Genomic DNA, 14,205 nt, shown 5'->3' on the forward strand with positions numbered 1-14,205 from the left:
CAAATTGTTTTCGTAAAATGCCCAAAAATCAGTCAATTAGCTCGCAAAGTCTTATCTAGCCTTGCTTGCGACCAGAGATGCGACACCATTCACTTTGCTCTTTTATAGGATCAATGTGAAGCTCGTCACGGTAGTAGTTGGCAACATCTTCAGCTTGTGTATCCAGTACACCAGACATCGCAAGCTCACCATTTGGCTTCACCAGAGACTTAATAATCGATGAAAGATCGCGTAGAGGGCCAGCCAGAATGTTGGCTACCACAACGTCAGCAATCAGACCTTCAGGTTGGTCTTGAGGTAGGAATACTTCAAGTTGGTCAGCAACACCGTTACGCTCGGCATTGTCTTTTGATGCTAGTAGTGCTTGAGGATCAATGTCGATCCCGATAACTTTTTCAGCGCCCAGTTTGATCGCGGCGATCGCCAAGATGCCAGAGCCACAGCCAAAGTCGATAACAGTTTTGCCTTTAAGGTCTAAACCTTCTAGCCACTCTAGGCACAGAGCTGTTGTTGGGTGGGTGCCGGTACCAAAAGCCAGGCCAGGGTCTAGCATCACGTTGACCGCGTCAGGCTCTGGGATTTCACGCCAGCTTGGGCAAATCCATAGACGCTCACCAAACTTCATTGGGTGGAAGTTATCCATCCATTCACGTTCCCAATCTTTATCTTCAAGCTGCTCTACTTTGTAAGCAAAACCTTCCGCTAGTAGGCCACTTAGCTTGGTTTGCTCAAGAATGAACTGAGTGTCCGCCTCAGCGTCATACAGCGCTAGGATATCCGTATCACCCCAAAGACGAGTTTCACCCGGTAGAGGCTCGAATACAGGCGTATCTTGCGCGTCTAGAAAGGTGACAGACAGCGCACCAGTCTCTTCCATAAGCATATCGCCGATCTGTTCAGCGTTTTCATTGGTCGCATTGAGTTTGATTTGAATCCAAGGCATGAGTATGAGCTCTTTACATTGATTGATGTGATTTGGCGCAGAGTTTAGCAGAAAACGGGCGTTTTTATAGGTTAATAAATGCCCTAAAACAAAAATGCCCACCGAAGTGAGCATTTTAAAATAGAATCAGAGTTGCTAGTTGCTAGTTGCTAGTTGCTAGAGAGAATGTATTCTCGTAACTTTACACTTACTGAAGGCCTAGTTTCTTCTCTAGGTAATGAATGTTCGCACCGCCGTGTTGGAAGTTCTCATCATTCATGATCGATTCTTGTAGCGATACGTTTACTTTAATACCTTCTACAATCATTTCACCTAGTGCATTCTTCATGCGAGCAATTGCCACATCACGGTTCTCACCGAACGTGATCAGCTTACCGATCATTGAATCGTAGTGAGGAGGTACTGTGTAACCCGTGTAGATGTGCGATTCCCAACGAACACCCATACCGCCAGGAGCGTGGAAGCGTTCAATCTTACCTGGAGAAGGTAGGAAGCGCTCTGGGTCTTCAGCATTGATACGACACTCGATAGCATGGCCGCGGATCTTAATGTCATCCTGAGTGAATGACAGTGGCTGACCTGCTGCAACACGTAGCTGTTCTTTAATTAGATCAACGCCAGTCACCATTTCAGTTACTGGGTGCTCAACCTGAATACGCGTGTTCATCTCAATGAAGTAGAATTCGCCGTTTTCGTATAGGAACTCAAACGTACCTGCGCCGCGGTAACCGATCTCTAGACATGCACGAGTACAACGTTCACCGATGTATTTACGCATCTCTTCAGTAATACCTGGAGCTGGAGCTTCTTCAACAACCTTCTGGTGACGACGCTGCATTGAACAGTCACGTTCACCTAAGTGGATAGCACCGCCTTGGCCATCAGCAATAACCTGCACTTCAACGTGACGTGGGTTTTCTAGGAACTTCTCCATGTAAACCATGTCGTTGTTGAAGCATGATTTTGCTTCTGCACGTGTCATTGCGATTGCTTCTGTTAGTTCTTTCTCTGAGCGAACAACACGCATACCACGACCACCGCCACCACCAGATGCTTTGATGATTACTGGGTAGCCGATGCGTTTCGCGTGCGCTCTGTTTGCCTGTTCATCATCATCCAAAGGACCATCAGAACCCGGTACACAAGGTACGCCAGCTTTTTTCATTGCTGTGATAGCAGAAACTTTGTCACCCATGATGCGGATTGTTTCCGCTTTTGGACCAACAAAGATAAAGCCGCTGCGCTCTACTTGCTCTGCGAAGTCTGCGTTCTCAGATAGGAAACCGTAGCCTGGGTGGATCGCAACTGCACCTGTTACTTCCGCCGCAGAAATAATGCGAGGGATGTTTAGGTAGCTGTCGATACCACGAGCAGGACCGATACAAATGGCTTCGTCTGCAAGCAGTACGTGTTTTAGGTCACGGTCAGCAGTTGAGTGAACCGCAACTGTTTTGATGCCTAATTCTTTACATGCGCGAAGGATACGAAGTGCAATTTCACCTCGGTTCGCGATGACTAATTTATCTAGCATAAGAGAGAGCCTCTATTATTCGATAACAACAAGTGGTTGGTCGAATTCAACTGGTTGGCCGTCTTCAACTAGGATTGCAGTTACAACGCCAGACTTGTCAGCTTCGATTTGGTTCATCATCTTCATTGCTTCAACGATACATAGCGTGTCGCCAGCGCTAACGCTTTGGCCAACTTCTACGAATGATTTCGCGTCTGGGCTTGGAGAACGGTAGAAAGTACCTACCATTGGAGAAAGAACTTGGTGGCCCGCAGGAACTGCTGGTGCTGCCGCTTCTGCTGCTGGAGCAGGTGCCGCCGCTGGAGCAGGTGCTGCTACAGGCGCAGGTGCTGCGTAGTGTACAGGTGCTGGTGCCGCTGTACCGTTACGGCTGATGCGTACCGACTCTTCACCTTCAGAGATCTCTAGCTCAGCAATGCCAGATTCTTCTACTAACTCGATAAGCTTCTTGATTTTACGGATATCCATTTTTTCTTTCTCTTTTATCTTGTGAATAAGACAGCTCCGTAGAGCTGCAGAGTGTTTGTTTACTTGTAAAGTAATTAAGTTACTTTGCCTGCAATTGTTTAATTGCTGCAGACAGAGCGAATTCGTAGCCTTGAGCGCCTAAACCACAAATCACACCTTCTGCTTTATCAGACAGGTAAGAGTGATGACGGAAAGACTCTCGGGCATGCACATTAGATAAGTGCACTTCGATAAATGGGATCGCAACGCCAAGTAGGGCGTCTCGCAGTGCCACACTGGTATGTGTGAAAGCTGCTGGGTTGATAATGATAAAATCCACGTTGCCATAAGCTGCGTGGATTCGTTCAATCAGTTCGTACTCGCGATTTGACTGTAGATGTTCCAGTTCTACATCTGCAAGTTCTGCTTGTTTGGTCAGTGAATCGATGATTTGTGCAAGCGTTTGAGAACCGTAATGTGCCGGTTCACGTAGCCCCAACAAGTTCAGATTTGGACCGTTTAAGACAAGAATGCGTGATTTTGCTGCCATTGTGTCGCTATCTTCCTAATACATGAGACGAACTTAGATATTCCCATATTATCGCGGATTCAGCATGATTTCTTTGTAAGAAATTGGTCTGGATCTTTGAAATAGACCCAGATTATAGCTAATTCAGCGCATTTAGCAGCAATTTACTGGTCTAATCACCCAGGAGAGGGGAGCGATTTTGCTACCAAGGTAACAAAACTGGTCACTTTCGAGCCATTTGAAGGGGCGGTTTTGTGCTCTAACAATCAAAAAAGCCGCCACAAGAGTGACGGCTTTGCTGCAATTAGGCTGTTTTAAACGGTGAGTTAAGCCAGTTCAGCTTTTTCCGCAATCAACTTATCAACCACACTTGGATCCGCTAGCGTTGATGTATCACCTAAGTTGCTGGTATCACCGGTTGCAATCTTACGTAGGATACGACGCATGATCTTACCTGAACGAGTTTTCGGCAGAGAGTCAGTCCAGTGCAGTACGTCTGGAGTTGCGATTGGGCCAATCTCTTTACGTACCCAGTTCTTCACTTCTGCGTGTAGTTCAGCACTTGGGAACTCACCATCATTTAGTGTGATGTAAGCGTAGATTGCCTGACCTTTAATATCGTGTGGAATACCAACAATCGCAGCTTCTGCAATCTTATCGTGAGCAACCAGTGCTGATTCGATCTCTGCTGTACCCATACGGTGGCCAGATACGTTTAGCACGTCATCCACACGACCAGTGATCCAGTAGTAACCATCTTCATCACGGCGAGCACCATCACTGGTGAAGTACATGCCTTTAAAGGTAGAGAAGTAAGTCTGTTCGAAACGCTCATGGTCACCGTAAACGGTACGCATCTGACCTGGCCATGAATCTAGGATGACAAGGTTACCGTCAGTCGCGCCTTCAATGATGTTACCCATGTTATCAACAAGAGCAGGCTGAACACCGAAGAATGGACGTGTTGCTGAACCTGGTTTAAGGTCGGTCGCACCTGGAAGTGGCGCAATCAAGATACCGCCAGTTTCAGTTTGCCACCATGTATCAACGATTGGTGAGTTTTCGTTACCGATAGTTTTGTAGTACCACTCCCAAGCTTCTGGGTTAATTGGTTCACCCACTGAGCCCATAATACGTAGGCTGCTACGCGACGTGCCTTCAACCGCTTCATTGCCTTTCGCCATTAGTGCACGAATAGCAGTTGGTGCTGTGTAAAGGATGTTGACTTGGTGTTTATCGACCACTTGGCTCATACGGTTGGTGCTTGGGTAGTTAGGCACACCTTCGAATAGAATTGTCTTAGCGCCATTTGCCAGTGGTCCGTAAATTAGGTAAGTGTGGCCAGTAATCCAACCCACATCAGCCGTACACCAGAAGGTTTCGCCTGGCTGGTAATCAAAGACATATTTAAACGTCATTGCCGCATAAACTAGGTAGCCGCCTGTGGTGTGTAGTACGCCTTTTGGTTTACCTGTTGAGCCTGACGTGTAAAGGATAAATAGCGGGTCTTCTGCTTTCATCTCTTCTGGTGGACAATCTGAAGACACATTTGCTGTTGCTTCATGCCACCAAACGTCACGGTGCTCATGCCAATCTACGTCACCACCAGTGCGCTTCATGACAATCACTTTCTCGATAGTTTTCACTTCTGGGTTGGTCAGTGCTTCATCGACGTTTTTCTTCAGTGGAACCGCGCGACCGCCACGAACACCTTCGTCAGCGGTAATGACGACTTTCGCGTCTGAATCGATAATACGACCAGATAGGGCTTCAGGAGAGAAACCACCGAATACCACAGTGTGAACCGCACCGATACGAGTACAAGCCAGCATCGCAACCGCCGCTTCTGTCACCATCGGCATGTACAAACAAACTACGTCGCCTTTGCGAACGCCTTGCTCTTTCAGTGCGTTAGAGAACTCACACACTTCTTTGTGCAGCTCTTTAAATGTTAGTGTCTTATCATCATTTGGATCGTCACCTTCCCAAATGATCGCAACGTCATCACCGCGCTCTGCTAGGTGACGGTCGATACAGTTTGCAGATACGTTGAGCGTACCATCTTCAAACCAACGAATATCCACGTGGCCAGTATCGAAAGAAGTGTTCTTAACTTGAGTGAAAGGCTTAATCCAATCGACAATCTTGCCGTGTTCACTCCAGAAGCCAACAGGATCCGTCACAGATTGTTGGTACATGGCTTGGTAAGTATCGTTATCCGCGTGTGTATTTTTTTTGATGTTCTCTTTTACCGGATAAATGTGGGCTTCACTCATTGCTTATCTCCTTGTGCTCTATCCAACTCGAATCGAGCAAGTGTCCGTTTAAAACGATAAGGTCACCTGACCCTGACGTCGTAAAATCCCTGTGCCTTTAACTTTCAATCACACGCGAAGATTCGACAATTAGACTTTAGGATGAGAGAGAGGAATCTGCTTAAAAATGAACGAACTATGTTTGAAATTGAGAGTTAGATCTAAGCTTACACTAGCGCGTGTAGGGCAGATTTAGGCTAGGCAGATCACCTTTTGTTAGCCGAACGAAGATAAGTGCGGCAGCAATGGCATCTTGCAGAGCGTCATGTTTGTTCTGTAATGGCAGATCTAAGTGTTTACAGATCGCATCTAAACTGAGGTCGAAATAGGCATTCGGCAAATGCTTTTCCAGCTTGTCATGGTAGATCTGACTCACTTCAATCAGTGGATTTGGCAATGGAAAGCCAAGTTGCTTGCGACAAGCGAGGTCGAGAATTTTCTTGTCATAGCGGATGTGGTAGCCCACCAATGGTCGATTGCCGATGAAGTCTAATAGCTGGATAAGCGCTTGCTTCTCATCAATACCATCGACGAGATCTTGATGGCGGATGTGATGAATTTTGACTGAGCCTGAGTCGAGCGACTGCGGGGCACGTAAGCGCACTTCAAATGGCTTACTGGTAATAATCCGGTTATCAATGATTTTGGTTGCGGCGATGGTGACTAGCTCGGCTCGATTAGGGTCCAAGCTGGTGGTTTCACAGTCGAGCGAGACATATTCCCCTTTAGCGACGCAAGCGAAGAGTGGCTGATAGGATGAGCCTTTCAGTTTGTAATACCAATAGCGTCGTCGAAACCAGTTCATACCGCTGCCTCTAGTCTCTGATTTGATAGTGATAGCCTAAGAATTGCTTAAACTTTTTCACTACGTGCAAGCTGTGTCTGAGTAAATCACGCTCGGTTCGATCAATTTGCTTGAGGTCGATACGATTGTGGCTGTGCTGATTGCTCAGCTGTTGGTTGAGGCGCAGTTTGAACAGTAATTTTAGCGCTTCACTGAGGTTATCGGCTGTCTCTGGCTCCAAGATACGTTTATTGCGCAGGGCTTCTATGCGCTCAAAGGTGTTCTTTTCTTCGATGCCGTATTCGAGCGATAGAGTGCGAATGCCATGCACGATCGGGAAAATGCCGCCGCTTTTGACATCCACACCTTGCTTATCTTTTTTGACATTGCCAAACAGAGTGAGCGGCAGTGAGAACTGTAGCGCTGGGCGAGAGAAATCTTGCAGTGCAAGCATGTTGCCTTCCATGATTTGCTTAAGATGTTCGGCAATCGGTTCTAATAAGCTGCTATTTCCCGCAACAGCGTGAGCGTCAGTAAAGATCGCCAAATCCATCACCTGCTCAGCGGAGTTTGGTCTCGACCATTGGCTAATCGTGCTCTTCCACTCACTTTGCGTTTTGACCCATTTCGGGTTGTTGATCATCACGTTGCCAGGGCAGAGTGGGTAACCGAGTTGTTGCAAGGTATGGGTGAGGGTTTCCATGACGGACTCGCACTGGTGCCATTGCAGTCCATCTTTGATGATCAGCGCATTATCTTGGTCGGTTTTAAGGATTTGTTCACCACGCCCTTCTGAGCCTAAAACGACCAAACAGCAGTGATCGTGAAGGGCGGGGGGAACAATCAGTTCAAAGGCTTTTTCGATAATCTGCTCATTGACCGCTGAAATCAGCTCCATGATAAAGCGCGTGCGAATGCCATTGCTGAGTAAGCTTTCAACTAGTTGGCGCTGGCGGTTGGAGGCCAAGGCGAGCTCTTCAATACTCGATGAGCGGGCAATACTCAGGGTTAATACGTGCGAATGGGTCGAGAAGGCGCTGAGGATCTGGGTCATGTCGAGCATGCCGACCGCGTCTTTGCCATCTGCCACCATGACACGTTTAACGCGGTGGCGCGTCATTTTGATCATGGCGTTGAAAAGGAACTCACCGTCCTCAACGTGAATCACAGGAAAGGTTGCGATTTTGCCAACGGGGGTATCTAGGGGGTGATTGTCGAGCATCACCGCATGGAGCATATTGGTTCTTGTGATAATGCCGTAGGGCAGTGAGTGTGAATCGTCAATCAGTCGTACATCTGTATCATGAAGACGCACTAATGCTGAATCGATGCCATTATCTTTAAGCGTCTGGGTCACTTCATTAAGAGGCTGATCAGGAGCAAGCACCATCGGTGGGTGATAAATCTCACTATCGACTTTAGTCAAAATAAACTCAGCCAAGTTTTGCTGCTGTTGAGCGGCTTCAATCAACTCTTGTCGGCGAGCAAGGTTATTATCAAAGTAAGCTGCGAACTGGCCATTCTCGTTGTACAGCTCAATGAAAATCGATTTAGGCAGCAGGTAGGCAAGGGTATCTTCGAGTGCGATGTACTTATGTTTGACCGAGGTTTCAAATAACGCTCGCACATCAAACAAGTCTTCGTTGGCGTAGTGGGCGAAGATTTCACTGTCATCCTGAGAGCGCTCTTCAACCGCGCCTTTGATAATAATATGCAGATGTTGGCAAGTGTCACCGGCCTGCAATAAGGTTTCTTTGGCGCGAAAGTAAGCCACGTCGAGTGAGCTACGCAGACGGTTTTGCTGCTGGGCATCAAGTCGATCGAAAGGCGGGGAATGCATATTAAATTTGTCTGGCATACTGACCTACTCACGCAATCTTCTATCTGCTAAGTGTGCGTGATTTATATTTTTCTTCCAGACGACTTTGGTCGAATCTATCGCTCAAACAAGCTCATTTGATTTATTACCAATGATGCAAATGGTGAGAATAGGGAAACTCACTTGTGACGATTATTCCCTTTTTATTCACAGTAAAGGTAAGGATAATGGCGCCGTTCTGTTCCTATTCACTCAGCATTCAGAGGTCGCGATGCTCACCCCATCTCCATATGGCTGGATCTCCCAGTATTTTGTCGGTTTTTTCTTTGCTTACGGTGTTTACTTGCCGTTTTGGGCGCTGTGGTTTGAAGAGCAAGGCGTGTCAGCGACCGACATCGGTGTATTAGTCGGTATCGGTTTTGCGACGCGATGTGTAGCGAATATGGTTTTGACGCCTCGTTTGCATAAGGTTGAGCATCTTATGCCAGCACTGCGTTGGTTAAGCTTTGCGGCATTGCTGTTTGTTGGTTTCCACTTCTTTGCTGGCGGAAGCTTTTGGCTGATGGCACTGGCGACGGTACTATTTAACCTCTGCTGTGGTCCTATCGTGCCGCTGTCCGATGCGATGGCGAACTACTATTCACGCCTTAAGATGCTCGATTATGGCCGTACTCGCCTGTGGGGTTCGGTTGCCTTTATTGCTGGCTCGACTGTGGTTGGCTTCTTAGTGGCGAAGTTTGGCACTGACATGATCCTGTATACCGCGTTGGCAGGTATGTTGGGCGCGTTAGTCCTGAGTATGCGTAACACTAATCCGATGCCAGTCACGACTGAAGAAGTCGATTCTGAACGTCCAAAATTGTCAGAGTTACTACGTGAACTGCCAGTGATTAAGTTTCTCGCTTTGGCAGCCTTAATTCAGGGCAGTCACGCCGCCTATTACAGTTTTAGCTCGATTTATTGGAAAGGGGCAGGCTACTCTGAAGACATTATTGGCTACTTGTGGAGCCTAGGTGTCGTGGCCGAAGTGGCGGTGTTTGCACTGAGTAAGCGTTTGTTCGCAGGTTGGAGTTTAAGAGCACTGTTTGTTGTTGCCGCATTGGGCGTAATTGCTCGCTGGGGATTGACCGCATCGACGACCGCTTTGTTGGCGTTAGTACTGATCCAGCTATTGCATGGCGTGACATTTGCGATGGCCCATATTGCGGCGATTCAATATATCCAACACTGTGAGCAGCGTAAGATGGTCGCGCTTCAGGCGCTGTATAACGCGATTCCACTCGGTGCCTTTATTGCGCTGATGACGACGCTAAGTGGGTGGGGTTATGAGCATTGGGGCGCAAATGTATTCTGGGTGATGGCAGCCATGGGCGTATTAGCGCTGTTTATTAAGCTCGACCCACAACAAGCCAATGCAACGCAATCAATCAAAGCCGAGTCTAAAGCACAGAATTAAGCCTATCTGATTGAGTTAACTAGCTATCCTTAGTTAAATGAAACCTCTCCAAGTTGGAGAGGTTTTTTGTTTGTGGTTACAAATACGCACAAGATAAGGATATCGGATGCAAGGTTGGTTAGTGATTACGGTTTCACTGCTCTATCTCGGGTTGCTGTTTCTCATCGCTTGGTACGGCGACAAACGTCAAACTTGGCTCGCGAAGTGGCGTCCTTGGGTTTACAGCTTGTCGATTGCCGTCTACTGTACCTCGTGGACTTTCTACGGCACGGTCGGCCAAGCGAGTAATAATCCTTGGTCATTCTTACCTATTTATATCGCGCCAATTTTAGTGTTTACCTTTGGTTGGCGAATCTTAGCTCGGTTGATCATAACCGCCAAACGAGAGCACATTACCTCAATCGCCGACTTTATTGCGGCGAGATACGGCAAGTCGCAAGGGCTGGCAGTGGTGGTCACCTTGATTGCTGTCGCTGGCATATTACCTTATATCGCTCTGCAGCTACGTGGCATCACCATGGGGTTAGAGATTATTGCTCCAGAGCTTCCAGTGCATCTAGAAGGGTCAAGTTTTGATGTTTCTTGGTTTGTAGTTGCTGCGCTGGCGATTTTTACCATGCTGTTTGGTACTCGTCATATTGATAATACAGAGCACCACCGCGGCATGATGATGGCAATCGCGTTTGAGTCGATTGTTAAGCTGGTGGCCTTCCTTGCAGTCGGTTGTTTTATTCTTTTCCTTGCCCTTAGTCGCAGTGATGTTGAATTGGCTGAGATTGCCAGCCAAACCTACCAGTCGCCTAATGTACCAACCCTACTGATTCATACCGTGTTAACTATGTTGGCGATTGTCTGTTTACCACGTCAGTTCCATACCATGGTGGTGGAAAATGAGCGTGCTCAAGACCTACATACTGCGCGTTGGCTGTTTCCTGTCTACCTTATTTTGATGGGGATCTTTGTCTTGCCGATCGCTTGGGTAGGGCAAGGTTTGTTGACTGATGCTAGCCCTGATACCTATGTGATTAGCCTACCGATGGCAGTTGGTGCTCAAGATGTCGCGTTACTGGCGTTTTTAGGTGGTACGTCAGCAGCAAGTGGTATGGTAATCGTCTCGACCATTGCCTTGGCGATCATGGTCTCTAATGACTTGGTTATGCCGCTGTTGCTGCGCCGAATGCGGTTATCACAGCGTACTCATCGTCATTTTTCTGGGTTACTGTTGGTCATTCGTCGCGGACTAATCTTACTCTTGCTATTGGGGGCATGGGGCTTCTATCAAGCGTTTGGCAGTATTCATTCCTTGTCTGCGATCGGTTTCCTCTCCTTTGCTGCGATTACTCAGTTTGCTCCGGCATTGATTGGTGGCATGTACTGGCGTCAGGGTAATCGAAAAGGGGTCTACGTTGGATTAGCCGTTGGCTTTACCTTGTGGCTGATTACCTTGATGAGCCAAACCGATATGCTGGCGGGGTCGGCTGAGAATAACTTCTTACTCTGGCTGATTACTCCGCCAGAGCTGCTGCAAAACTGGGATGTGAAAAATTCAGATTGGGGTATCGTACTCAGCGTTACGCTGAATACCCTTTGTTATGTGGTGATTTCACTCTTTACCCGCGCAAGCCTAAGTGAGCGCTTACAGTCGGCATCGTTTGTTGGTACGCCATTGCCAGAAAGCGAAAATATGAGCCTCTATCAGAGTCGAGTTACCGTCGGCGAGCTAGAAATGCTCGCCTCTCGCTTTGTCGGTCGTCAGCGTGTTCGCAGTGCGTTTCGGCAATATTGGCAGCAACAACGTGAAACCTTATTGCCCAATCAGCAAGCGCCTTCCACCTTGATTCGTCATACCGAGCGCGTGCTGGCTGGTGTGTTTGGCGCCTCTTCGGCTAAGTTAGTCCTTACTTCGGCGTTGCAAGGGCGAAATATGCAGCTTGAAGAAGTCGCCACCATCGTTGATGAAGCCTCGGAGCTGTACGACTTTAGCCGCGGATTACTGCAAGGGGCAATTGAGCATATTGGCCAAGGGATTGCGGTAGTTGATAAGCAGCTCAGATTGGTGGCGTGGAACCAACGCTATTTGGAGTTGTTCACCTTTCCGGCCGGGTTGATTCAAGTTGGCCGGCCGATTGCGGATGTGATTCGTCACAATGCGGAGCAAGGTTTATGCGGCCCAGGTGACCCAGAACAGCATGTGCGTCGCAGAGTGTTCCATCTAGAACAAGGCACCCGTCATACTTCGTCTCGCGTTCGTCCTGATGGTCGAGTGATTGAAGTGCAGGGCAATCCAATGCCGGGTGGTGGTTTTGTAATGAGCTTTACCGATATCACGGTGTTTAGGGATGCGGAACAAGCCTTGAAAGATGCCAATGAATCGTTGGAAGAACGCGTTCAAGAGCGAACTCAAGAGCTAGAACAACTGAATAAGAAGTTGGTTAGTGCAACCCAGCGTTCGGAACATGAATCTCAATCGAAATCGCGCTTTTTGGCCGCTGTTAGTCATGACTTAATGCAGCCACTCAATGCTGCGCGTCTGTTTGCTTCTTCATTGTCGGAAGTCGCCAAAGATGCGGAAACCAAACAGCTTTCGCACCATATCGAAAGTGCCTTAGGAGCAGCCGAAGACCTTATCGGTGACCTACTGGATATCTCTCGCTTGGAGTCAGGAAAATTAGACATTAATGTGCATGGTTTTGCGGTTAACGATGTACTTGCTAACCTCAATGCTGAGTTTAGTGCCCTTGCTAAACAGCAAGGTATTGAGTTTTCGATGATACCAAGCCAGTTGCTGGTATCATCAGACCCCAAATTACTCCGACGAGTGGTGCAAAACTTCTTAACCAATGCGTTCCGTTACAGCCCGAAAGGGAAAGTGGTGCTTGGTGTTAGGCGCGTCGGCAGCCAAGCTCGTATCGATGTGTGGGACAACGGTATGGGCATTGACGAGGATAAGCAGCAAGAAATCTTTGAAGAGTTTAAGCGCGGAACGCAAGTTCGTTCAGATCAAGGACTAGGATTAGGCTTGGCGATTTCCAAAGGGATCGCCCATGTGCTGGGGCATCAAATCACAATGCGTTCTTGGCCGGGGGAAGGTAGTGTCTTTTCGATTACTTTGGCACGTAGTGAACAGGTCATTGCCCCTGTGAAAGCAGAGCCAGCGAGTGCAGTCTCAGATCTCAGTCATCTTAAAGTGCTGTGTGTCGATAATGAAACCGATATCTTGATTGGGATGGAGAATCTGCTTGGCCGCTGGGGGTGTGATGTTCGCACTGCGGTAGACTTGGTGAATTCACTCCAGGCCATCGAAGAAACTTGGGTGCCAGATGTGATTCTGTCTGATTACCGACTGGATAATGGCCGCACGGGTTTAGAAGTGTTGCAGCAATGTCGTTTGCGTCTAGGTGATAGCTTTGAAGGGGTGATCATCAGTGCGGATCGAACCGATGATATGCTCGATGGTATTAAGTCGAATGGCTTTAGTTTTATTCCTAAGCCTGTTAAGCCGCTGAAATTGAGAGCGGTGTTGAATCGGGTTTAGGGGGAGCTCTATTATCGTCATTCCATAGACTGACGAAGGAAGGAGTAGGGAATCTCATAAAGCTTCCTGTTTGTTTCAAGAGATCCCCAACTCACTCGTTCCTCGTTCTCGGGGATGACAGTTAATTAAAAAAAAACAAAGGGTTGACGCAAAACGCCAACCCTAAATATTTTTCTCGCTTCTCGCTTCTCGCTATTCCGTAAACAGCGTTTCGTATTTAACGAAAGCGGTTTGCGTCTCACCATAGTAAAGCGTTCCTTCGGATTGGATGGCCACGCGTAGCCAGCTCTCTGCGGAAGTCGGTTTTGGTAAAGATACAGCCCAGTGTTGTCCAGTGCTATCTGTCGATGCCATATCGATAGGTTGCGCGCTCTGATCTTGGCTGTCTACCAGTGATAGTTTGACGCCTTCAAGAGGGAAGGCCGCTTTTAGTGATAAGTCTAGCCCTTGCGCGGTTAGCTTTTCTGAGCGGAACTGCACTTTAAAGTCACCATTAGTCATATCGCACAAACCACTGGTATAGCGGCAGTTTGATTTAGCAGCCAACTTATAGGTTTCCCCTTCTTTAGCGGCATGAGGTTTTTCGCTCAGCGCCATGTCAGTACCAAAATAGGCAATAAGAGAAAGAATCGGGGCGATCAATAATGCGATCAGAAAGTGCTTGTTTTTGAACATAAAATACTAATTCCATCAATTATCTGTTCATTTTTACTGGCTAAAATCGCTGAAAACTTCGTTAAAGATTTTGAAGGTAGAGCAACTAGCTTGCTGCAATCTTTGCCTTGTTCTAAGCGATTTTGTCTGCGTAATCCCTGAACATATAATCAATGGCATTCGTATGCTTCC

The 14,205-nt window shown here is 47.6% G+C and carries 10 protein-coding genes; 2 read left to right on the forward strand and 8 right to left on the reverse strand.

All coding sequences use genetic code 11. From position 1 onward, the window contains the following. Nucleotides 1-55 precede the first annotated feature (55 nt). From prmA to ACHUFZ_RS12570, 7 genes are all read right to left on the reverse strand, one after another. Entirely contained in the window at nucleotides 56-943 is an 888-nt protein-coding gene (gene prmA / locus ACHUFZ_RS12540; protein ID WP_394127450.1) for a 50S ribosomal protein L11 methyltransferase, read from the reverse strand. Nucleotides 944-1,130: 187 nt separating this feature from the next. Beyond that, nucleotides 1,131-2,474 carry an acetyl-CoA carboxylase biotin carboxylase subunit gene (gene accC, locus ACHUFZ_RS12545; RefSeq protein WP_134834250.1) on the reverse strand — a complete coding sequence of 448 codons (1,344 nt, stop codon included), beginning with the start codon at nucleotides 2,472-2,474 and terminating at the stop codon, nucleotides 1,131-1,133. Nucleotides 2,475-2,489: 15 nt separating this feature from the next. Beyond that, nucleotides 2,490-2,942: an acetyl-CoA carboxylase biotin carboxyl carrier protein gene (gene accB, locus ACHUFZ_RS12550; protein ID WP_134834251.1), complete on the reverse strand. Its 453-nt coding sequence runs from the start codon at nucleotides 2,940-2,942 to the stop codon at nucleotides 2,490-2,492. Between the two features lie 79 nt (nucleotides 2,943-3,021). After that, on the reverse strand, nucleotides 3,022-3,471 hold the full coding sequence (aroQ, locus tag ACHUFZ_RS12555) for a type II 3-dehydroquinate dehydratase (protein ID WP_053438789.1): 450 nt from the start codon (nucleotides 3,469-3,471) through the stop codon (nucleotides 3,022-3,024). A 305-nt stretch (nucleotides 3,472-3,776) separates the two neighbouring features. Continuing rightward, nucleotides 3,777-5,726, reverse strand: coding sequence for an acetate--CoA ligase (acs, locus tag ACHUFZ_RS12560; protein ID WP_134834252.1), 1,950 nt, complete (start codon nucleotides 5,724-5,726; stop codon nucleotides 3,777-3,779). Nucleotides 5,727-5,937: 211 nt separating this feature from the next. Further along, nucleotides 5,938-6,570: a 3'-5' exonuclease gene (locus ACHUFZ_RS12565; RefSeq protein ID WP_394127451.1), complete on the reverse strand. Its 633-nt coding sequence runs from the start codon at nucleotides 6,568-6,570 to the stop codon at nucleotides 5,938-5,940. A gap of 10 nt (nucleotides 6,571-6,580) precedes the next feature. Further along, nucleotides 6,581-8,407, reverse strand: coding sequence for a DUF294 nucleotidyltransferase-like domain-containing protein (locus tag ACHUFZ_RS12570; RefSeq protein WP_394127452.1), 1,827 nt, complete (start codon nucleotides 8,405-8,407; stop codon nucleotides 6,581-6,583). 232 nt (nucleotides 8,408-8,639) lie between these two features. Between ACHUFZ_RS12570 and ACHUFZ_RS12575 the strand changes: the two genes are divergently transcribed. Then, the gene (locus ACHUFZ_RS12575) at nucleotides 8,640-9,824 is read left to right on the forward strand and encodes a 3-phenylpropionate MFS transporter (protein WP_394127506.1); all 1,185 of its coding nucleotides are present in this window, start codon (nucleotides 8,640-8,642) and stop codon (nucleotides 9,822-9,824) included. Nucleotides 9,825-9,930: 106 nt separating this feature from the next. Then, a complete protein-coding gene (locus ACHUFZ_RS12580; protein ID WP_394127453.1) occupies nucleotides 9,931-13,359 on the forward strand; it encodes a PAS domain-containing hybrid sensor histidine kinase/response regulator in 3,429 nt (1,142 codons plus the stop codon). 192 nt (nucleotides 13,360-13,551) lie between these two features. On the opposite strand, the gene ACHUFZ_RS12585 is transcribed toward ACHUFZ_RS12580, so the two are convergent. Continuing rightward, on the reverse strand, nucleotides 13,552-14,034 hold the full coding sequence (locus tag ACHUFZ_RS12585; protein WP_134834256.1) for a hypothetical protein: 483 nt from the start codon (nucleotides 14,032-14,034) through the stop codon (nucleotides 13,552-13,554). Between the last annotated feature and the right edge of the window lie 171 nt (nucleotides 14,035-14,205).

The organism is Vibrio hepatarius, assembly GCF_043642085.1.
Taxonomy (GTDB): domain Bacteria; phylum Pseudomonadota; class Gammaproteobacteria; order Enterobacterales; family Vibrionaceae; genus Vibrio; species Vibrio hepatarius_C.